This window comes from Pseudomonas sp. H9 (assembly GCF_004353925.1).
Lineage (GTDB): Bacteria > Pseudomonadota > Gammaproteobacteria > Pseudomonadales > Pseudomonadaceae > Aquipseudomonas.
This window is the reverse complement of record NZ_SMOK01000017.1, coordinates 243,085-263,911: the sequence shown is the minus strand read 5'-3', so window position 1 is coordinate 263,911 and position 20,827 is coordinate 243,085. Positions and strand designations below refer to the sequence as shown.

Below are 20,827 nucleotides of genomic sequence, written 5' to 3'. Positions count from 1 at the left end.
CCAGAGTAAGACCCGCTTGAATCAGCTCCCAGAACAACCACAACAAGGGATCGCCATGAATCAACCGAGCTATACCCAAGGGCGTCAAGACAAGCCCTTGCTGGCCATGACCATTGGCCAGGCGTTTGACAACACCGTATCGCGTTTCGCTGAACGCGAGGCACTGGTGGTGCGTCACCAGCAACTACGTTACACCTGGCAGCAGTTGGCTGACAGTGTAGATCGTCACGCCCGGGCGCTAATGGCCTTGGGCCTGAAGACCGGCGACCGTCTGGGCATCTGGGCGCCAAACTGCGCGCAGTGGTGCATTACCCAGTTCGCCACTGCCAAGATCGGCGTGATCCTGGTCAACATCAACCCGGCGTATCGCACCAGTGAGCTTGAATACGTACTCAAACAATCCGGTTGCCAGTGGCTGATCTGCGCCGGGGCGTTCAAAACCTCCGATTACCACGCCATGCTGGCCGAGCTGCTGCCTTCGCTGGGTGAGCAACAGCCAGGGCAGCTCAGCGGTGAGCGACTGCCGGATCTTCGTGGCCTGATCAGCCTCGACGACACACCACCGGCGGGGTTCCTGCCCTGGGCACAATTGACGGGGCTGGCCGATCAGACTTCGCTGAGCGACTATCAGGCCCGCCAAGACAGCCTGCAGTTCGATCAGCCGGTGAACATCCAGTACACCTCTGGTACCACCGGCTTCCCCAAAGGCGCGACCCTGAGCCACTACAACATCCTCAACAACGGTTACATGGTGGGCGAGAGCCTGGGCCTGAGCGAGCAGGACCGCATGGTGATCCCAGTACCTTTGTACCACTGCTTCGGCATGGTCATGGGCAACCTGGGTTGTGTCACCCACGGTAGCACCATGATCTACCCCAACGACGCTTTCGACCCCTTGCTGACGTTGGGCACGGTCACCGAAGAGCGGGCCACGGCACTGTATGGCGTACCGACCATGTTCATTGCCATGCTCGACCATCCGCAGCGCAGTGACTTCAACCTGACCAGCCTGCGTACCGGGATCATGGCTGGGGCAACTTGCCCGATCGAGGTCATGCGCCGGGTGATCGACCAGATGCACATGAGCGAGGTGCAGATCGCCTATGGCATGACCGAAACCAGCCCGGTGTCCCTGCAAACCGGCCCGGACGACGAACTGGAACTGCGTGTGACCACCGTCGGCCGTACCCAGCCGCAACTGGAAAGCAAGATCGTCGATGAACACGGCTGCGTCGTTCCCCGTGGGCAGATCGGTGAGCTGTGCACCCGTGGATACAGCGTGATGCTCGGCTACTGGGGCAACCCCGATGCCACCCACGAGGCCATCGACCCGGCGGGCTGGATGCACACTGGAGATCTGGCGACCATGGACGAGGCGGGGTACGTCTGCATCGCCGGGCGTAACAAAGACATGATCATTCGCGGTGGTGAAAACATTTACCCCCGCGAGCTGGAAGAGTTTTTCTTCACTCACCCGGCGGTGGCTGATGTTCAGGTCATCGGAATTCCAGATGAGCGTTACGGTGAGGAGATTGTCGCCTGGATCAAGTTCCATCCTGGGCACAGCGCCAGCGAGATCGAGCTGCAGCAGTGGTGCAAAAGCCGCATTGCTCACTTCAAAACGCCACGTCACTTCCGTTTTGTCGATGAGTTTCCGATGACGGTGACTGGCAAGGTGCAGAAGTTCCGTATGCGCGAAATCAGCATCGAAGAGCTGTCTAACCGCTGATTCGCGGGGCACTGAGTTGTAGGAGCGGGCTTGCCCCGCGATAGCGGACCATCAGTCACATCGCATCGCGGGGCAAGCCCGCTCCTACCTTCAACTCCCAGCCTTTATCGGTGGATCCTCCGCCGGCGGGTCGCCCACGGTAGGCGGCACGGTCGGTTTGATTGGCAGTTCATCGGGATCTTCCTCTGGCACGCCAGGTGGCAGCGTCGGGTCGTCTATATTCGGATCGGGTGTTTCTGCCGGAATAGGGATGTTCATAACCTGACCTCGCAACGGGGATCTGTATGAGTGGACTCCGTGCATGTGGACTGCACACCGCGCCAATCGCTCATTTTTTTTGAACCCCTCGCCGCTGACTCGCTCTGAACTCTTACTGCCCTCTCGTAACGGAGCAAGGATCGATGACCCGCGATGAGCCTTTCGAAACCGACCGCGTCGCCCCGGCAAACGATCACCCCGACCAGGCCGTGAGCCTTTCCCAGGCCTTGTTGGAGCCACGTATCGTGATCGAGAACACCCAGCCGGTACTCGATGGCGGTGTGTTTGCAGTCAAGGCGGTGGTGGACGAGGTGCTGCAGGTGAGCAGCAAGGTGTACGCCGATGGCCATGACACGCTGGCCGTCGTGCTCAATTGGCGGCAAGCCGGCAGTCGACGTTGGCATTGCCTGCCCATGGCCTTTGCGGGCAATGACGCGTGGCAGGCGCAGTTCAATGTCAGCGAGCAGGGGCGTTACCTGTTCAGCATCGAAGCCTGGATCGACCCGTTTGCCACCTATTGCCACGATCTGGAGAAGAAGTTCACCGCTGGCCTGGCGGTGGATTTGGAGCTGCAAGAGGGTTTGCTGCTGCTGGAGCAGAGCATTCAGCGTAGCCACGGCCTGCTGCGTCAGCAGTTGCAAACACTGCACCAGACGCTCCCGGGCCTGGCCCCCGAGGCGCAAGTGGCGACGCTGCTGCACGCTGATACGGCGCTGTTGATGCGGGAGACCGACCATCGCAGCTTTCTGAGCCGTAGCCCCGAATACCCGTTGGATGTCGAACGCCATCAGGCTGTGTTCGCCAGTTGGTATGAGCTGTTTCCGCGCTCGATCACCGATGATCCCCAGCGTCATGGCACCTTCAACGACGTCCATGAGCGCTTGCCGATGATTCGTGACATGGGCTTTGACGTTCTGTATTTCCCGCCGATTCACCCGATTGGTATGCGTTTTCGTAAAGGTCGCAACAACGCCCTGCAAGCCGAGCCGGATGATCCGGGCAGCCCCTACGCTATCGGGAGTGAGGCGGGTGGTCACGAGGCGATCCATCCACAACTGGGCAGCCGCGAGGATTTTCGCCGCCTGGTTGCCGCAGCCGCCGAGCATGGCCTTGAGATCGCTTTGGATTTCGCCATTCAGTGCTCTCAAGACCACCCCTGGCTCAAAGAGCACCCCGGTTGGTTCTCCTGGCGCCCGGATGGCAGCATTCGTTATGCGGAAAACCCACCGAAGAAGTACCAGGACATCGTCAACGTCGACTTCTATGCCGCCGAGGCGGTGCCGTCGCTGTGGCTGGCCCTGCGTGATGTAGTGCTGGGCTGGGTGCAGGAAGGGGTGAAAACCTTTCGGGTCGACAACCCGCACACCAAGCCGCTGCCGTTTTGGCACTGGCTGATCGCCAATGTGCGCAGCCAGTATCCGGAGGTGATTTTTCTTGCCGAAGCCTTTACCAAACCGGCCATGATGGCGCGTTTGGGCAAGGTCGGTTACTCCCAGAGCTACACCTATTTTACCTGGCGCAACACCAAGCAAGAGCTGCAAAGCTATTTCGAGGAACTCAACCAGCCGCCGTGGCGTTATTGCTACCGCCCCAACTTCTTCGTCAACACCCCGGACATCAACCCATTTTTCTTGCATGAGTCAGGGCGTGCCGGCTTTCTCATTCGAGCGGCGCTGGCCACCATGGGCTCGGGCTTATGGGGCATGTATTCGGGCTTCGAACTGTGCGAGGCCACGCCAATTCCGGGCAAAGAAGAATACCTGGACTCGGAGAAGTACGAGATCCGCCCGCGCGATTTCAGCCAGCCCGGCAACATCATCGCCGAGATCGCTCTGCTCAACCGCATCCGCCGGCAGAACCGAGCGCTGCAGACGCACTTGGGCGTGGCTTTTTACCACGCCTGGAACGACAACATCCTGTACTTCGGCAAGCGCACGGCCGAACGCGACAACTTCATCCTCGTGGCCATCAGCCTCGACCCGCATAACGCCCAGGAGGCGCACTTCGAGTTGCCACTCTGGGAGTTGGGCCTGGATGACAACGCCGACACCGTCGGTGAAGACCTGATGACCGGCCACCGCTGGACCTGGCACGGCAAAACCCAATGGATGCGCATCGAACCCTGGCACCTGCCGTTTGCAATCTGGCGTATCGAAAAAGCCCTCTAGAAAGGAGTCGACCATGGCCAAGCGAAGCCGCCCGGCAGCCTTTATCGACGACCCGCTTTGGTACAAAGACGCGATCATTTACCAGGTACACGTCAAATCCTTCTTCGATTCGAACAACGACGGCATCGGCGACTTTCCCGGCCTGATCGCCAAGCTCGATTACATTGCCGCACTGGGCGTCAACACCCTGTGGCTGCTGCCGTTCTATCCGTCACCCCGGCGTGATGATGGCTACGACATTGCCGAGTACAAAGCCGTACACCCGGACTACGGCACCTTGGGCGACGTAAAACGCTTTATCGCCCAAGCCCACAAACGCGGCCTGCGGGTGATTACCGAGCTGGTCATCAACCATACCTCCGACCAGCACCCTTGGTTTCAGAAAGCCCGGCGTGCCAAGCCCGGCAGCAAGGCCCGGGATTTCTACGTGTGGTCTGACAGTGATCAGAAGTACGACGGCACGCGGATCATCTTCCTCGACACCGAGAAGTCCAACTGGACTTGGGACCCGATAGCCGGCCAATACTTCTGGCACCGTTTCTATTCGCATCAACCGGATCTCAACTTCGACAACCCGCAGGTGCTCAAAGCGGTCATCGATGTGATGCGCTACTGGCTTGATCTGGGCGTTGACGGCTTGCGCCTGGACGCCATCCCTTACCTGATCGAGCGTGACGGCACCAACAACGAAAACCTGCCAGAAACCCATCAGGTGCTCAAACAGATACGCGCCGAGATCGATGCCAACTACCCCGACCGCATGCTGCTGGCCGAAGCCAACCAGTGGCCGGAAGACACCCAGCTGTACTTCGGTGAAGGGCAGGGCGATGAGTGCCACATGGCCTTCCACTTCCCGTTGATGCCGCGCATGTACATGGCGGTGGCCCAGGAAGACCGTTTTCCGATCACCGATATCCTGCGCCAGACCCCCGACATACCGAGCAATTGCCAGTGGGCGATCTTCCTGCGCAACCATGATGAGCTGACCCTGGAGATGGTCACCGACCGCGAACGCGACTACCTGTGGAACTACTATGCCGAAGATCGCCGGGCGCGCATCAACTTGGGCATCCGGCGCCGCCTGGCGCCGTTGCTGCAACGTGACCGGCGGCGGGTGGAATTGCTGAGCAGCCTGCTGTTGTCGATGCCCGGCACGCCGACGCTGTATTACGGCGATGAAATCGGCATGGGTGACAACATCTACCTGGGTGACCGCGACGGTGTGCGCACACCGATGCAGTGGTCGGTCGACCGCAACGGTGGTTTTTCGCGGGCCGATCCTGCGCGCTTGGTATTGCCGCCGATCATGGACCCACTGTACGGCTTCGCCGCCATCAACGTTGAAACCCAGGCCAACGACCCGCACTCGCTGTTGAACTGGAATCGCCGCCTGCTGGCTGTGCGCAAACAGCAAAAGGCCTTCGGTCGCGGCAGCCTGATCATGCTTTCGCCGAGCAACCGGCGGATTCTGGCGTACCTGCGTGAGTACACCGATACCGACGGCAGACGCGAAATCATCCTCTGTGTCGCCAACGTATCGCGCGCAGCCCAAGCGGCTGAACTCGACCTGTCGGCCTACGTCGGCTGTGTGCCGGTAGAGATGCTCGGTGGCAGCGCCTTCCCGCCGATTGGTCAACTACCGTTTCTGCTGACCCTGGCGCCGTACGGGTTTTACTGGTTCCTGCTGGCCGACAAAGACCAGATGCCCAGCTGGCACGTGGAACCGGCGCAAAGCCTGCCGGAGTTCACCACCCTGGTGTTGAAAAAACGCATGGAAGAGCTGCTTGAAGCGCCTGCACGGGCCACTCTGCAAGACAGCATCCTGCCGCAGTACTTGCCCAAGCGCCGTTGGTTCGCAGGCAAGGACACCGGCATTGAGCACGTTCACATCGCCTACGGCGTGCGCTTCGGCAGCGCCAGCAGCCCGGTGCTGCTCAGTGAGATAGAAGTGACCAGCGCCGGCCTGAGTAGCCGCTACCAGTTGCCGTTCGGGTTGATCGGCGAAGACCAGCTCACCAGCGCACCGCCCCAGCAGTTGGCCTTGGCCCGGGTCCGGCGCGGGCGTCAGGTTGGCCTGATCACCGATGGTTTCGTTCTCGACAGCTTTATCCATGCCTTGCTGGCGGCGTGCCGGGACGGTACACGTTTGCCGTGCGCAGAAGGCGAGTTGCAGTTCCATGCCACTGAGCAACTGGTCGCGCTGAATCTGAACGACGATGCTGCGGTGCGCTATCTCTCCACCGAACAGTCCAACAGTTCGGTGGTGGTAGGGGGCAGTGTGGTACTCAAGCTGATTCGTAGGGTCAACCCGGGGGTTCACCCGGAGCTGGAAATGAGTGCCTACCTCACTGCTGCCGGCTTTACCAACATCTCACCGCTGCTGGGTTGGTTGAACCGGGTGGATGCTCAGCAGAATCCCCATTTGCTGATGATTGCCCAAGGCTACCTGAGCAATCAGGGCGATGCTTGGGACTGGACTCAGAACAACCTGGAACGGGCCATTCGCGATGAACTGGAGCCCGGCCAATCGCAGCGCGATGGCCATACCGATGCCTTGCACGAGCTGGCCGACTTTGCCGCCATGCTGGGCCAGCGTCTGGGGGAAATGCACCTGTTGCTGGCCGCGCCGAGTCACGACCCCGCATTCCAGCCGCGGCCCAGTAGCGTACAGGACTGTCAGGCATGGGCCACGCAGATCGGTAGCCAATTGACCCACGCCCTGGATCTGCTCCAGGCCCACCATGGCAAGCTGGACAGCGACAGCCAGTCCCTGGTCGACGACCTGCAACAGCAGCGCCAGGATCTGCTGGCCCATATCGAGACGTTGAGCGAACAAGCGCAGGGTGGGTTGTTGATGCGCGTTCACGGCGACCTGCACCTGGGGCAGGTGCTGGTGGTGCAGGGCGATGCCTACCTGATCGACTTCGAAGGTGAGCCGGCCAGACCACTGGACCAGCGCCGGGCTAAACACAGCCCTTACAAGGATGTCAGCGGCGTTCTGCGATCCTTCGACTATGCTGCTGCGATGGTGCTGCGCAGTGCCTCCAGTGTCGACCTCTCGGACAACGCCCGCCAGGCCCGTCAGCGAGTCGCCAGGCGTTATCTGCACCAGGCCCGACAGGCCTTTGTCGAGGCCTATGGGCTGGCCACTGCGGCCATGCCCCATGCCTGGGAACATGCCGACGGCGAGCGTGCGGCACTGGAACTGTTCAGCCTGGAAAAGGCGGCCTATGAAATTCTGTACGAAGCCGAAAACCGCCCAAGTTGGTTGGCCGTGCCTTTGCATGGCCTCCATGGCCTGACAAGTACCTGGGGAGAAAGTTGAATGAAACAACGCAAGCGCGAGGAAGGCGGGCTGGATCAACGTGACATCGACGCCCTGGTCAGGGCCGAGCATGCTGATCCGTTCGCTGTGCTTGGCCCGCACCCTGATGGTGCGGGCGGCCAGTTTGTCCGCGCCTATCTGCCCAACGCCTTGAGTGTGCAGGCCGTTGCCCGAGACGATGGGCAACTGCTGGGCGAGCTGGAGCAACAGCCGGTACCCGGCGTGTTCATCGCCCACCTCAATGAGCAGCAGCCTTACCGCCTGCGCATCCAGTGGGCCAATGGTGAGCAGGTCACTGAAGACCCTTACAGCTTCGGGCCATTACTGGGTGACATGGACCTCTACCTGTTTGGCGAGGGCAATCACCGCGACCTGTCGTCCAGCATGGGGGCGCAGGTGCTCGAAGTAGACGGTGTCAGTGGTGTGCGTTTTTCGGTGTGGGCACCGAACGCCAGGCGGGTGTCGGTGGTCGGCGACTTCAACAACTGGGACGGCCGCCGTCACCCCATGCGCTTGCGCCACGCTTCAGGGGTGTGGGAGCTGTTCGTGCCGCGCTTGCAGGCCGGCGATGCGTACAAGTACGAAGTGTTGGGTCGCGATGGCATCTTGCCGCTCAAAGCCGACCCGTTGGCCCGGGCGACTGAACTGCCACCGAGTACCGCATCAAAAGTGGCCGGCCCACTGGCGCACACCTGGCAGGACCAGCACTGGATGCACACGCGTGGCGAGCGTCATGCGCATCACGCGCCGTTGTCGATCTACGAATTGCATGCTGGGTCCTGGCAGTGCGAACTGGATGACACCGGCGAAGTAGCGCGCTTCTACAACTGGCGCGAACTGGCAGACCGCCTGGTGCCTTATGTTCAGCAACTGGGCTTTACCCATATCGAACTGATGCCGATCATGGAACATCCCTTCGGCGGTTCGTGGGGCTATCAGCCACTGTCGTTATTCGCACCGACGGCACGTTACGGCTCGGCCGAAGACTTTGCGGCGTTTGTCGATGCCTGCCACCAGGCGCAGATTGGCGTCATCCTCGACTGGGTGCCCGCGCACTTTCCCACCGACAGCCATGGTCTGGCGCGCTTTGACGGCACCGCGCTGTATGAATATGAAAACCCGCTGGAGGGCTTCCATCAGGACTGGGACACCCTGATCTACAACCTCGGCCGCACCGAAGTCCACGGTTTCATGCTGGCCTCGGCCTTGCACTGGCTCAAGCACTTTCACATTGACGGCCTGCGTGTCGATGCGGTGGCCTCCATGCTTTACCGGGATTATTCGCGCAAGGCGGGGGAGTGGGTGCCTAACCGGCATGGTGGGCGCGAGAACCTGGAAGCCATCGACTTTCTGCGTCACCTCAACGACGTCGTCGCTCTGGAAGCGCCCGGTGCCCTGGTCATTGCCGAAGAGTCCACCGCCTGGCCCGGCGTCAGCCAGCCGACCCAGCAGGGTGGCCTTGGCTTTAACTACAAGTGGAACATGGGCTGGATGCACGACACCTTGCACTACATTCAGAACGACCCCATCCACCGCACCTACCACCACAACGAAATGAGCTTCGGCCTGATCTATGCCTACTCCGAGCATTTCATCCTGCCGATTTCTCACGATGAAGTGGTGCACGGCAAGCACTCACTGATCGACAAAATGCCCGGCGACCGCTGGCAGAAATTCGCCAACCTGCGCGCCTACCTGACTTTTATGTGGGCCCATCCGGGCAAGAAGCTGCTGTTCATGGGCTGCGAATTTGGCCAATGGCGTGAATGGAACCACGACAGTGAGCTGGACTGGTACTTGCTCAAATATCCCGAGCACCTCGGTGTACAGCGCCTGGTTGGCGACCTGAACCGGTTGTATCGCCAAGAGCGTGCGCTGCACGAACAGGACTGCCAGCCTCAAGGGTTCCAGTGGCTGATCGGTGACGATGCACACAACAGCGTATATGCCTGGCTGCGCTGGAGTACCAGCGGCGAGCCGCTATTGGTGGTGGCTAACTTCACCCCGGTGCCGCGGCGTGGATATCGCATTGGTGTGCCGTTTGGCGAACGTTGGGTGGAGGTGCTTAACAGTGATGCCGAGGGCTATGCCGGGTCTAACTACGGCAACCTTGGAGAGGTGGCCAGCGAAGTGGTGGCCAGTCATGGGCAACCGTTGTCGCTGGCGCTGAATCTGCCACCGTTGGGGGTATTGATACTGCGGCCGCAGTAAACGCGGGTTGGTTTTGCAGTGTAGGAGCGGGCTTGCCCCGCGATTGCGGTTTTTCAGTCGCACCGCAATCGCGGGGCAAGCCCGCTCCTACCGGCAATCAACGCACTGCGCAACTTCTTGCGCACTCAAAAAGTGGATAACCCTGTGCACACGTAGCTGTAAGCCTTGTATTTCGTTCTGTACAGATGGGTGCGCAACTTCTTGCACAGCGTTGCGCAAGAAGTTGCGCACATTTCACCTGATTTTCCTGCGGAGCCTGGCTGCAATTTCCCATGGAACCGCTGCAGGCCACGGTTTATAAGGCTTAGGCCATTTATGGCATGACCCTTGATAAGGGTACAGGCACCCACCGGGTAATTTTTACCTGCCGGGTATCTGTAATTTCATCAAGGAGTTTTCATGGCTACCCCCGCTTATATGTCCGTTACCGGCACCAAACAAGGCTTGATCACTGCAGGCGCGTTCACCGCCGATTCGGTTGGCAACACCTACCAGGAAGGTCACGAAGACCAGGTCATGGTTCAGGGCTTCCAGCACGAAGTGATCATTCCGCGTGACCCGCAGTCCGGCCAACCGACCGGTCAGCGTGTACACAAGCCTGTGGTCATCACCAAAGTCTTCGACAAGGCATCGCCGCTGCTGCTGGCGGCCCTGACGTCCGGTGAGCGTCTGACCAAAATCGAAATCAAGTGGTACCGCACCTCGGCTGCCGGCACCCAGGAACATTACTACACCACCACCCTTGAAGACGCGATCATCGTCGACATCAAGGACTACATGCACAACTGCCAGGACCCGGCAAACTCGCACTTCACCCACTTGGAAGACGTGCATTTCACCTACCGCAAAATCACCTGGACCCACGAAGTCTCCGGCACTTCCGGTTCCGATGACTGGCGTACTCCGGTCGCTGGCTAAGGCCTCCTGACCAACGCACCGCATGGTTTCGGCCATGCGGTGCTCATCACTTCTGATGCGCCTTTCTGAGCGCCGTACCTTAAGGATGAGCCTATGTTTGCGTCAGCCAATAGCGTGCAGTTTGCATTTCTGATCCCCGGTGTTCGCAACGACTTCAAGGTCCTCGCCTTCCACGGCACGGAAGCCATCAGCGCCCTGTACGCGATTCAGGTGGAACTGGTCAGCGAACACCCTGACTTCGCCATCGAAAGCCTGCTCGGCCAACCCGCGTTCCTGCAATTCGGCCTCAACGGCGAAGGCCTCCACGGTCGGATCGAAAACGCCCAGGTCGGTGAGCCCGGCAGGCGCCTGACCCGCTATCAAATCACTCTGGTCCCGGCCCTGCATTACCTGCAGTTCAGCCACAACCAGCGAATTTTCCAGCACATGACCGTGCCGCAGATCATTACCCAGGTGCTGCAGGAACATGGCATTCAGGCCGATGCCTTTACCTTCCACGTCAGCCCCAGCCCGGAACGCGACTACTGCACGCAGTACGGTGATGCCTCCGACTTCAGTTTCATCCAGCGCCTATGCAGTGAAGAAGGCATCGCCTGGCACCACCAGCACAGCGCCGATGGCCACCACCTGGTGTTCACCGACCATCAGAGCTTCTTCCCCAAACTGGCGGAAACACCTTATCGACAAGGTGCTGGCATGGTCGCCGATCATCCGGTAATCAGCCAGTTCAGCCAGCGCTTCAGCACCCGCACCAGCCGCGTCACTCACCGCGACTATGATCTCAAACGCCCGAGCCGCTTGCTCGAAAGCCGCCAGCGCGTCGACTTCATCCCCGCCCTTGAAGACTACCGCTACCCAATGCCCTTCGACAGCGAAGAGCGCAGCAAGCAGCTGGTCCGCCAGGCCCTGGAACGCCACCGGATCGACTACCAGCTGGCCGAAGGTGAAAGCGATCAACCCGCGCTGCGCAGTGGTCACTTTTTCGGCCTCACCGAGCACCCGCGCAAAGCCTGCAACGACCTGTGGTTACTGCTCAACGTGAGCCACGAAGGCAAGCAGCCGCAGGTGTTTGAGGAAGCGGCCAGCAGCGTTGGGCAAGCCGCAGACGGCTTCAACCAAGGCTACCGCAACAGTTTCAGCGCCATTCCCTGGGACGTGTTCTACCGGCCGCCGCTGGTCAGCCGTGAGGCACTGTTGGTCAGCCAGACCGCCCGCGTCACCGGGCCTGAAGGCGAAGAAATCTATTGCGATGAGCACGGTCGGGTCAAAGTCGAATTCCACTGGGACCGCGCCGAACTGAACAGCGACAACAGCAGCTGCTGGCTGCGGGTCGCGTCCAGCTGGGCGGGTGCGGGTTTCGGGGCAGTCACCGTGCCGCGCATCGGTATGGAAGTGCTGGTGACGTTTCTGGAGGGCAACCCCGACCAGCCGCTGATTACCGGTTGCGTGTCGAACATCCGCACAGCGCCGCCTTATCCGCTGCCCGCCAACAAAACCAAGACCGTACTGCGCAGCCGCAGTACGCCCGACAGCAGCGGTTACAACGAACTGTCGATTGAAGACCGTAGCGGCCAGGAGCTGATCTACCTGCGCGCCCAGCGCGATCTGGAACAAAACATCGAACACGACAGCCGCCTGCAGGTGGGCAACGAGCGCCATGAAACCATCAAGGGCAACAGCATTGCGGTGCTTGAAGCCGAAGACCAACGCACGGTGACCGCCGACCGCAAGGTCGAACTCAAGGCCAACGACTACCTGCAAGTCGCCAACAGCAGCCACACCCGGATCGGGCAAACACTGGCGGCTGAAGCGGGTCAGCAAGTCCACTTCAAAGCCGGTGCCCACTTGATTCTCGACGCCGGGGCCAGCATCACCTTGAAGGGCGGCGGTCAGCACATCGTCATCGGCCCCGGCGGCATTTTCAGCAGTACCGACATTCAACTCGGTGGTGTGCCCGCCACGGGATGCGCTGCTGCTTCAGTATTGCCTGGGCTGCTTGACGGGCTGCGGGCCGCTGTCGCGCTGCCGCCTCCCGCCCTGGCGCTTTATCACCAGCAATCGCTGGCTGGCGTACTGCTGCCCAGCCCGGGTTGCAAGCTTGATGCCTCCGGAATTTGCCCGATCCACTCGCCAGGTACAGCAGCATGATTCAGCCCATCACATCGCCGTTTCAAACCCCTGTGGGGCCCGGAATCATGTGCGTGATTCTCGATGCCAGTTTTGACCCAGACATGCAGGCCCGTATCGAGCAGGCCATCAGCTTCGGCGTCGAGCGCTGTGTTCCGCTGCTGGACAACACCCCCTACAACGCTGTGCAAAGCGTGGGCCCCTTTGCTTTGTTGTGCCCATATCCGGATGCGCTGGCGATGTATGCCGGCAACCTGCTGGAGCAGGCCGATGCCGGCTGTGTGGCCTACCTCAAGGAGGCGCACGCCTTTGAGCAAGCGGTTGAGCATTGGCGCAGCCTGCTCACCGTCAGTACCGATGACGCAGCGGCGCAGATGCTGCGCTTTTTCGACCCTCGCTGGCTTGAGCCGTTGCTGAACAGCCTTGAGGAAAGCGAGCTGGCGCAGTTCATGGGGCCGATGACCGCCATGGCCTGGCGCAACGGGCTGGGCTGGCGTCAACAGGCGCACCCTGAACCCCTGTTGGCGACAGAGGCTCAACCGCCAGGCTGGTTGCACCTGGGGCACGAGCGTCAGGAGCAGATCGCTCAGCAGCGTTTGAAGGTGCTGGCCGCGCGCTTTGCTCAGGACTATCAAGCGGTATTGCCGTTGTCCGAGCCGACCGCTTTCGTTTATCGACAGTTACTGGCCGCGCAAAAAGCCGGGTATCTGCAGCCCGCCGAACAGGAGCGCTGGTTGCGCCTGGCGCTGCGCCAGGGCGAAGGCTTCAGCAACCTCGCTGCAGCTGCCGCAATTTTAGCCCGTGACGACTTGGGGCTTGGCGACAAGCTGCTCGAACTTGAACGCCTCTGACTCACAAGGACGATGAACAATGAGCAGCACCTACACGGTTAAATACGGCGACACCCTCGGGCAAATTGCTCAACAACATGGCACGAAGGTCTCCGAGCTTAAGGCCCTCAACCCGATCATCAACCATCCCGATCAGATCCAACCCGGTTGGGTGTTGCAGCTGCCCGGCGCCACACCAGCGCCCGAGCTACCACCGCCGATGCATGCGCATGACACCAGTTGGACAGTCCCCAAAGGGCAGTCCGAATGCAACGAAGAACTGGTCGACATTGCCCATATCACCGGAGAACCGCACTTCTATGTATTGACCGAACAACAGTCCAAGGCCCTGAAGCAGGAAGTCAGCCGGGTGCAAAAGCTGATGGATGAACTGCATCAGAATCTGGCCAACGCGTTGCCGATCACCCAATGCAACAAGCAGCAGAATCCCGAAGCCAGTTGTGCTTGCGCCCGCTGCATCAAAGAGGCCTGGTCAGCCAAGGCCGAAGAGGCTGGCTTGTTGAAGCGTGAACCGCAGCCGCAAGCCACTCAAGCAGCGCCGCTGACTTCCGATAAAGACCTTCAAGGGCAACTGGCAACCTTGCAACAGGCGCGCGACTGGTATCAGCGCTACAACCCCAGTTTTGTTGGCACCATGCAGTTCGAAAACAACTGGAAGTCCTTGCAGCAAAAAAAGATCGCCGCACTGGACGCTGAAATCGGCCAACTGCGCGCGCAACTGGCGGCCCAGCGAAGCGCCGAACCCGCAGACAGCGCCACACTGGCCAACAGCGCGGCCCCCGACCTGAAACATGGTAAAGGGCGCAGCGTTGAACGGCAGCAGGGCAGGCAAGCTCGGTCGGGTATTGAGGTGGTAGAGATCATCCTGTTCAGCGACCCCAGTCGCCGTCACTACATCCCGGTTGCGTACCGCGAGACCACTTCCTGGAAGGTCCGCGTCGCAACACGCGCCATGGCAGGTAAACCCTTCAACAAGCAGCTGGCCAAAGACCTGATCAACGACATCAAAGTGGGTATCGGCGAAGGGCGAAAAGCCGGCCCCCTGGGCAACCTGGAACTTAAACTCAGCAGCTGGAGCAGCCAGGAAGACAACCTGCTCAACAGTTTGCATCAAGAAGTGGCCTGGACCACCAACCAGAGCGATGCCGCGCGCTACGCGGTCTCGGCAGAAGCGCACGCCCTGCGCTTTGCTGCCAGCGCCAGTGCTGGCGTGAACAACTGGAACCCCAAGGAAGGCAACATCGACGTGGGCGTCAAAGGCAGCGCCGCGTTCTCGCTGGCGGAGGGCTCGGCGTCGTTCAGTCGGTACTTTCCGAGCCAGGGCGGCTATATCGCAAACATGTCCTACCGCAATGCCCTGGGTAAGGAAGTGCTGCACCCCATGGGCGTGTTCCGCCTGAGCGGCAAACTGGAACTGTCGTGTTTTGTCGGTGCCAAGGTGCAGGGAGAAGCGGGGGTTAAAACCCAGTTCAAGCCCAGCGAAACCCCGGCGGGTGCGACTGCGTTGTTGAGTACACCGCGCATGGAAGTCGGTCGCAGTGGCAACATCGGTGTCAAGGGCGATGCGTTTGCCGGAGCGCAAGCCGGTGGTGTGCTGAGTGGAGCGTTTGAATGGGTAGAGCCGGACAATCAAGGGATGGGGAAGGCGGTAGTGGGGCAGGCTAATGCCGCCAGCAGTTGGGTTGAGTTGGCGAAAATCAGTGTGGAGGGGAATGCGGCAGTTGGAGTTGGAGGGAGTGGGGAGTTTGGTCTTAGTATTTCGAAAGATCGATTAGCATTAAACTGTAAAGGCTCTGTAGTTTTGGGCCCTGGTGCCGGTGGTGGGTTTGGTACGGTGGTGGATATCGAGCAGATAGGTAAACTGACTTTACTGTTTTGCAAAGCCCTGGCGGACGTGGACTACCGGCACTTACTAGGGGTGACGGATCAGGCTTTTAAATACCTGTCTGTCGGTCTTTATCAGGTCGCAACCTCACCCATGAAAGTAGCTCGGGAAGCGTTTAATAATAGCGCTTCGAAAATGCTTGATTGGTGGAGGATGCGTCAAGCATCGAAGTTTGAGGCGCAAAATTTGGCCGACTTTCTGATAAGTCACGAGTCGCAAAAATTCATGATGGTTCAGAACCAGGTTGTGCCTTTGAGCTTGCTTCCACCTGAAACGGTTGGACCTATGGTCTACGTGCTCACGGAAGGGTTTGTCGAGAGTTTCAATGAGCGGCAAGAGACGGCACTTGTAATAATTCTTTCAGAGATACGAAGCTGGAGGCAATTCATTGAGGTGCTCGAGCACTGCTCGCCCAATGGCAGTAAGGTCAGCGCGATGGCGAGTCTGGAGCGTATTAACACCATATTGGACGGTTATCAGCAAAGTCAGTTTAATTGGTTTCTTGACAGCTTGGCAGTAAACCGACCACCTGAGCCTTCACTCAGAGTGGTGTGGACACCCAGCAATGCCTGGCGTAAAAAGAAGGTACTGTTGGCCGCTCGCAATAGTGGGCGGTTTGATGGATTGGTTTAGCGTTATTGACGCAATCGAGAACAAGGCGCTTGAGGGCGCCTTGTTTTTGAAATCAAAATGAGCTTGCTGATTGAATGGCGCAGCGAAAGCTGGCGCCCGGATTATAAAATCTTTGATTAGGCTCATCGCCCCATCGGCGGACGGTACTAGCGTTCAGACGTGGCTCCTCTAAAACATTCGCACCTCGTCTAACTCGCTGGGTGCCAGTGCTTGGGCCTTTTGGATTGTCCACGGGGGACTGTTGGTAATAGTCTTTGTCGTACCAGTCATTGACCCAGTCAGTAGCATTGCCCGAGAGGCTGTAGAGTCCCAGCGGACTTGGGGGGAATTGATCGACCGGAAATGTGTCAAACTTGCCGGGCTCCGGAAAGTTTCGTCCATAGTTCAAACTGCCATTTTCCGTAGGAAACATTACATACTGGCCACGGTTCCGAGCGGCAAATTCCCACTGTGCTTCAGTCGGTAGATCCACGAGATAACCACTCAGCTGTCCTAGCCAGCCACAGTAGTCCTTGGCCTCTTGCCAGTTTAGTGTGGGCGCTGGCAGATTAGAATGAAAGAAATGCTTTAAATCATCACGATCACGTCGTTCGGAATTAAAGATGGGCCTGCCCTGCGCGATGAAAAACAGGTCAAAATCAGCTATCGTTGTTTGGAATTTTGAAAGGTGGTAATTACTCAGTTTTACAGTGTGAACGAAGTCATCTTCCCCGAATGGGGTGATGTTACCCATTCGCTCCGGTTCTACCTCGCAAGGCCAGTCACATAGATTTTCAGGATCATCATCATACGGCCAGCCAAAATCCCCCATCTGGAATTCACCACCTTCGATAAACACCATATTGTCCAGCGACTGCACAACAGTACTCAGCAGCTGCCTGCGCGTTTCGCTGGGCAGCTTTGGGTATTTTTGCTCAATGGTCGCAGCAATCTGGGCGACTTTCTCGCCAGAGAGTTTCTGGCTTTCAGGCAGTGGATATGTTTGGGCCTGGCAGGCTGTCAGCATTAGAGAACAGACGAGTAATGATATTTGCTTTGCCATGTGGGTAATCCAGCGCTTACTGAGCGAAGTCTGAAGGTTATCACGTTTATCTAATGGTGATTTTCAGAAAATGTCGTGATCCGAAATATCAGAAAAATATTACTTATTATTCCGGGTGTGGGCAAGGCGATACTTGGTGTAAGAAGAAAGTGCAGCAGGGCGCTCGCAGTAGCGGGCGTTTTTATGGTTCTGCCTAAAAGTAGTGCACTTGAAGCTAAAGGCGCTTGTGAGCGACTTTATTTTTAAAGTTAAAGTGGCTTTTCTGACTGTATAGCGCAGCGAAAACTCACAGTAGAATAGTAGTCCTTTTTTATCGGGTCATCACCCCAACGGCGAACGGCACTAGCGTTGAAACGTGGCTCCTCTGCCACGGTTGCACCTCGCCTAATGCGTTGGGTGCCAGTGTTTGGTCCTTGTGGATTTTCGACAGGAGAGTTTCGGTAATAGTCCTTGTCGTACCAGTCATTGACCCAATCTGTTGCGTTACCTGAAAGGTTGTAAATTCCCAACGGATTAGGAGTAAAAGTATCGACTGGGAATGGTTTCAGTCTATTGGACTCTGGGAAATTTCGTCCAAAATTCAAACTGCCGTTATCCGTAGGGAATGCTACGTACTTACCGCGGTTTCGAGCAGCAAACTCCCATTGTGCTTCGGTAGGTAGGTCCACGGGGTAACCACTCAGCAGACCGAGCCAGCCGCAGTAATCTTTCGCCTCCTGCCAGTCTTTAACAGGTGCAGGAAGATCGGGCTGATAGCGGAATTGTAAATCCTCACGCTTTCTTAGCTCTTTATCAAATAACGGTTTGCCTTGAGTAACAAAATAGAGGTCGAAGTCTTCAAGCTTTGTTTGAAACTTTGAAAAATGGTAGCTGCTCAATTTTACAGGGTGAACAAAGTCATCTTCTCCGAACGGGCTGATATTTCCCATGCGCTCCGGCTCTACTCCACAAGGCCAGTCACATAAATTTTCAGGATCATCATCATACGGCCAGCCAAAGTCCCCCATCTCGAATTCACCACCTTCGATAAACACCATATTGTCCAGCGATTGCACAACAGTGCTCAGCAGCTGCCTGCGCGTTTCGCTGGACAGCTTTGGGTATTTCTGCTCAATGGTCGCAGCAATCTGGGCGACTTTCTCGGTCGAGAGTTTCTGGCTTTCTGGCAGTGGATAGGACGCTGCCTGGCACCCCGCCAACAGCAATAGCATGAAAAGAGGACGTGGCATTTTTATCGCCATTGGAGAACTCAGGCGCCTGCTTGATTGGTTATTAAATATTCATTGCCCGCGCCTGGGTTGATCCCAACGCTTCTTCGGGCTGACTTTTACCAAGTCTTGCGCCATCACCCCAATAATTCAATACCGTGCTGCCGTAGGTGCTGCGATAGGTGTTGTTTTGGGAAAATTCCCACAAGTAGGAAAGAAGCGTCTGATGGGGGTAATTTCTCATCCGGCGTATCTTTTGGGCTCGGTTTCTCTGGTGCGTTTTTATTACTCGTCTTGAGGGCGGGTATAGGGGCAGCCAGGAACAAGTTTTTATGCCGGCCAACTTTAATGAAATCAGTCTAAATGTCCTACTCCAGCAAATTGTCGGCTCACTACCTTGAGCTCGCGAAGTCAGCCATCTGCAAGCAAAGTTTTGCAGGTGAGGACGTTCGCTTTTCGAGCGAGTTCGAGGCGCTGGAAGGCGAGTTGGCTAAAGCCCGGTCCATGCATGAACACGGTCAGATCGACTGGCTGAAAGTGCAGCAGGTCAGTGAAGCTTTGCTGCGTACCCAATCCAAGGATCTGCGGGTGGCGGTCTGGCTGACCTGGGCCTTGTATCAGCGGGAATCCTTTGCCGGGCTGCTGGCGGGCATTGGCGTGTTGCACCACCTGTGCGAACACCACTGGCAGGAGGTTCATCCGGTCAAAGGGCGCACGCGTGCAGCAGCTGTCGGCTGGCTGTTGCAACGCCTTGAACAAGTATTGAGCGATAGCATTCCGATCAAGGAGCAACTGCCCCTGTTCAGGAGCATGGCCGGGCATCTGGAAGGCCTGGATGCCGTGTTCACCGAACATCTGGCGGATGACGCGCCGCTGCTGCTGCCACTGTGCCGACGCCTGAACAATATGGTTCAGCGCGCTGCAGACAACCAGCCGGAACCCGGGGTTGTGGGTGCAGTCGTGGCGCAAGTCCAGCAGGTCGCTACCCAGCTGTTGACCCCCGGCGCACCCATCGAGAATGAGAAGGACGCCCAGAAGGCGCTGCGAGGGTTGCAGGAGCACGCTCGTCCGCTGTGTGCCTGGTGGCTCAAGCAGAACGCTATTGATGTGCGCGCGCTGCGCTTGAATCGCACCATGCTGTGGCTGCCTATCACGGCCGCGCCCGAGCGTAACAGTGAGCAGATCACCGCGCTGCGTGGGCTGCCGGCCGACAAGTTGAAGGCCTGCCAGGAGCGCTACGCGAATGGGCAGTTCGCCGATTTGCTGGTCGAGGTTGAAGCGAGCCTGGCTCGGGCGCCGTTCTGGTTTGACGGGCAGCGTCTGGCCTGGGAGTGCCTGCAAGGCTTGAATGCCGACCAGGCAATGCGCGAAGTGGAGTTTCACTTCGCGCTCTTGCTTCAGCGTTTGCCGGGGGTGGTGGAGCTGCACTTCCACGATGGTGTGCCGTTCGCTGATCCGGCTACCCGCAGTTGGATCAGCGCCCACGTTATGCCCCACCTGCACAGCGACAGCGCGCCACGCAAGGTTGAACCGTCCGCGAGCCAGCCGGCTTGGGACGCTGCCCTTGAGCAAGTGCTGCCGATTCTGCGTAAAGACGGCCTCAAGGTTGCCGTGCAGGTCCTCAAGCAAGGCCTGCAAAGTGCCCTCGGTGGGCGGGCGCGGTTTTTCTGGCAGTTCAGCCTGGCACGGCTGTGTTTCATGGCCAAGAAGTACGAGCTGGCCAAGACCCAGCTTGAAACCCTCGACACGCAATTGCAGCACTCGGGCCTGCATGCCTGGGAGCCGGATCTGGCGCTGGAAGTGTTGCACCTGCTGCATAGCTGCTGTGAGTTGCTGCCGCAGAACCATGTCGTGCGAGAACACAAAGAAGAGATTTATCGCAGGCTGTGCCACCTCGACCTTGAAGTGGTACTCGAATAGGCCTTTGGGCCAACAACCGCACGGAGAATTGCCATGGCCAAAGAAGGCTCGGTAGCCCCCAAGGAACGCATCAACGTTACCTTCAAACCCGCCACCGGTGGGGTTCAGGAAGAAATTGAACTGCCTTTGAAACTGCTGGCAGTCGGTGACTACACCCAGCGCCTCGACGAGCGCAAGGTGGAGGACCGCAAGCCAATCAGTATCGACAAAATGACCTTCGACGAAGTGCTGGCCAAGCAAGAGTTGAGCCTGACGCTGAGCGTGCCCAACCGGCTTCAAGAAGAGAATGACACAGAAGACCTGGCGGTCACGCTACGGCTCAACTCGATGAAAGACTTCAATCCCGCCAGCCTGGTCGAGCAAGTGCCTGAGCTGAAAAAGCTGATGGAGCTGCGCGACGCGCTGGTGGCCCTTAAAGGTCCGCTGGGTAACGCGCCTGCATTTCGTAAAGCCATCGAAGCGGTACTTGCCGACGACGAATCGCGGGACCGTGTGCTGGGTGAGCTGGGCCTGAGCGCCACCGAACCTAAAGCCTGAGCCAGTCAAGGAAGC

Annotated in this window: 14 protein-coding genes; 10 read left to right on the top strand and 4 right to left on the bottom strand. The window is 58.5% G+C overall.

Annotation, left to right across the window (positions count from 1 at the left end):
• The first annotated feature begins 55 nt into the window (after positions 1 to 55).
• Complete coding sequence (locus E1573_RS15085) at positions 56 to 1,729, top strand: AMP-binding protein (protein WP_133215020.1); 1,674 nt, start codon at positions 56 to 58, stop codon at positions 1,727 to 1,729.
• A gap of 90 nt (positions 1,730 to 1,819) precedes the next feature.
• Here the strand turns inward: E1573_RS15085 and E1573_RS26730 are convergent, their stop codons facing one another.
• Entirely contained in the window at positions 1,820 to 1,987 is a 168-nt protein-coding gene (locus tag E1573_RS26730) for a hypothetical protein (RefSeq protein ID WP_165957334.1), read from the bottom strand.
• A 143-nt stretch (positions 1,988 to 2,130) separates the two neighbouring features.
• On the opposite strand from E1573_RS26730, the gene E1573_RS15080 reads away from it, so the two are divergent.
• From E1573_RS15080 to E1573_RS15050, 7 genes are all read left to right on the top strand, one after another.
• A complete protein-coding gene (locus E1573_RS15080) occupies positions 2,131 to 4,155 on the top strand; it encodes an alpha-1,4-glucan--maltose-1-phosphate maltosyltransferase (RefSeq protein ID WP_133215018.1) in 2,025 nt (674 codons plus the stop codon).
• 13 nt (positions 4,156 to 4,168) lie between these two features.
• A complete protein-coding gene (treS, locus tag E1573_RS15075) occupies positions 4,169 to 7,480 on the top strand; it encodes a maltose alpha-D-glucosyltransferase (RefSeq protein ID WP_133215016.1) in 3,312 nt (1,103 codons plus the stop codon).
• Positions 7,481 to 9,691: a 1,4-alpha-glucan branching protein GlgB gene (gene glgB, locus E1573_RS15070; RefSeq protein WP_133215014.1), complete on the top strand. Its 2,211-nt coding sequence runs from the start codon at positions 7,481 to 7,483 to the stop codon at positions 9,689 to 9,691.
• 399 nt (positions 9,692 to 10,090) lie between these two features.
• Entirely contained in the window at positions 10,091 to 10,609 is a 519-nt protein-coding gene (locus E1573_RS15065) for an Hcp family type VI secretion system effector (RefSeq protein WP_133215012.1), read from the top strand.
• A gap of 93 nt (positions 10,610 to 10,702) precedes the next feature.
• Positions 10,703 to 12,757: a type VI secretion system tip protein VgrG gene (locus tag E1573_RS15060; protein WP_133215010.1), complete on the top strand. Its 2,055-nt coding sequence runs from the start codon at positions 10,703 to 10,705 to the stop codon at positions 12,755 to 12,757.
• A complete protein-coding gene (locus tag E1573_RS15055; protein ID WP_133215008.1) occupies positions 12,754 to 13,587 on the top strand; it encodes a DUF4123 domain-containing protein in 834 nt (277 codons plus the stop codon). The genes E1573_RS15060 and E1573_RS15055 overlap by 4 nt, the downstream gene beginning before the upstream one ends.
• A 19-nt stretch (positions 13,588 to 13,606) precedes the next feature.
• Positions 13,607 to 16,105 carry a LysM domain-containing protein gene (locus E1573_RS15050; RefSeq protein ID WP_133215006.1) on the top strand — a complete coding sequence of 833 codons (2,499 nt, stop codon included), beginning with the start codon at positions 13,607 to 13,609 and terminating at the stop codon, positions 16,103 to 16,105.
• Positions 16,106 to 16,157: 52 nt separating this feature from the next.
• Here E1573_RS15050 and E1573_RS15045 read toward each other — a convergent pair whose 3' ends face one another.
• The 3 genes from E1573_RS15045 to E1573_RS15035 form a co-directional block, all read right to left on the bottom strand.
• Complete coding sequence (locus tag E1573_RS15045) at positions 16,158 to 17,147, bottom strand: SUMF1/EgtB/PvdO family nonheme iron enzyme (RefSeq protein ID WP_133215004.1); 990 nt, start codon at positions 17,145 to 17,147, stop codon at positions 16,158 to 16,160.
• A 248-nt stretch (positions 17,148 to 17,395) separates the two neighbouring features.
• Entirely contained in the window at positions 17,396 to 18,376 is a 981-nt protein-coding gene (locus E1573_RS15040) for an SUMF1/EgtB/PvdO family nonheme iron enzyme (RefSeq protein ID WP_133215002.1), read from the bottom strand.
• A gap of 43 nt (positions 18,377 to 18,419) precedes the next feature.
• Positions 18,420 to 18,599 (bottom strand): hypothetical protein, encoded by a 180-nt coding sequence (locus tag E1573_RS15035; RefSeq protein ID WP_133215000.1) that lies wholly within the window; start codon positions 18,597 to 18,599, stop codon positions 18,420 to 18,422.
• Between the two features lie 119 nt (positions 18,600 to 18,718).
• Here E1573_RS15035 and tssA point away from each other — a divergent pair, with 119 nt between their 5' ends.
• Entirely contained in the window at positions 18,719 to 20,275 is a 1,557-nt protein-coding gene (gene tssA, locus E1573_RS15030; protein ID WP_133214998.1) for a type VI secretion system protein TssA, read from the top strand.
• A gap of 33 nt (positions 20,276 to 20,308) precedes the next feature.
• Positions 20,309 to 20,812: a type VI secretion system contractile sheath small subunit gene (gene tssB / locus E1573_RS15025; protein WP_133214996.1), complete on the top strand. Its 504-nt coding sequence runs from the start codon at positions 20,309 to 20,311 to the stop codon at positions 20,810 to 20,812.
• Positions 20,813 to 20,827 lie beyond the last annotated feature (15 nt).

Excerpts from the sequence above, each read along its gene's own strand:
- E1573_RS15085 (WP_133215020.1), top strand. The coding sequence starts at position 56 with ATGAATCAACCGAGCTATACCCAAGGGCGTCAAGACAAGCCCTTGCTG.
- E1573_RS26730 (WP_165957334.1), bottom strand. The coding sequence starts at position 1,987 with ATGAACATCCCTATTCCGGCAGAAACACCCGATCCGAATATAGACGAC.
- E1573_RS15080 (WP_133215018.1), top strand. The coding sequence starts at position 2,131 with ATGACCCGCGATGAGCCTTTCGAAACCGACCGCGTCGCCCCGGCAAAC.
- treS (WP_133215016.1), top strand. The coding sequence starts at position 4,169 with ATGGCCAAGCGAAGCCGCCCGGCAGCCTTTATCGACGACCCGCTTTGG.
- glgB (WP_133215014.1), top strand. The coding sequence starts at position 7,481 with ATGAAACAACGCAAGCGCGAGGAAGGCGGGCTGGATCAACGTGACATC.
- E1573_RS15065 (WP_133215012.1), top strand. The coding sequence starts at position 10,091 with ATGGCTACCCCCGCTTATATGTCCGTTACCGGCACCAAACAAGGCTTG.
- E1573_RS15060 (WP_133215010.1), top strand. The coding sequence starts at position 10,703 with ATGTTTGCGTCAGCCAATAGCGTGCAGTTTGCATTTCTGATCCCCGGT.
- E1573_RS15055 (WP_133215008.1), top strand. The coding sequence starts at position 12,754 with ATGATTCAGCCCATCACATCGCCGTTTCAAACCCCTGTGGGGCCCGGA.
- E1573_RS15050 (WP_133215006.1), top strand. The coding sequence starts at position 13,607 with ATGAGCAGCACCTACACGGTTAAATACGGCGACACCCTCGGGCAAATT.
- E1573_RS15045 (WP_133215004.1), bottom strand. The coding sequence starts at position 17,147 with ATGGCAAAGCAAATATCATTACTCGTCTGTTCTCTAATGCTGACAGCC.
- E1573_RS15040 (WP_133215002.1), bottom strand. The coding sequence starts at position 18,376 with ATGCCACGTCCTCTTTTCATGCTATTGCTGTTGGCGGGGTGCCAGGCA.
- E1573_RS15035 (WP_133215000.1), bottom strand. The coding sequence starts at position 18,599 with ATGAGAAATTACCCCCATCAGACGCTTCTTTCCTACTTGTGGGAATTT.
- tssA (WP_133214998.1), top strand. The coding sequence starts at position 18,719 with ATGTCCTACTCCAGCAAATTGTCGGCTCACTACCTTGAGCTCGCGAAG.
- tssB (WP_133214996.1), top strand. The coding sequence starts at position 20,309 with ATGGCCAAAGAAGGCTCGGTAGCCCCCAAGGAACGCATCAACGTTACC.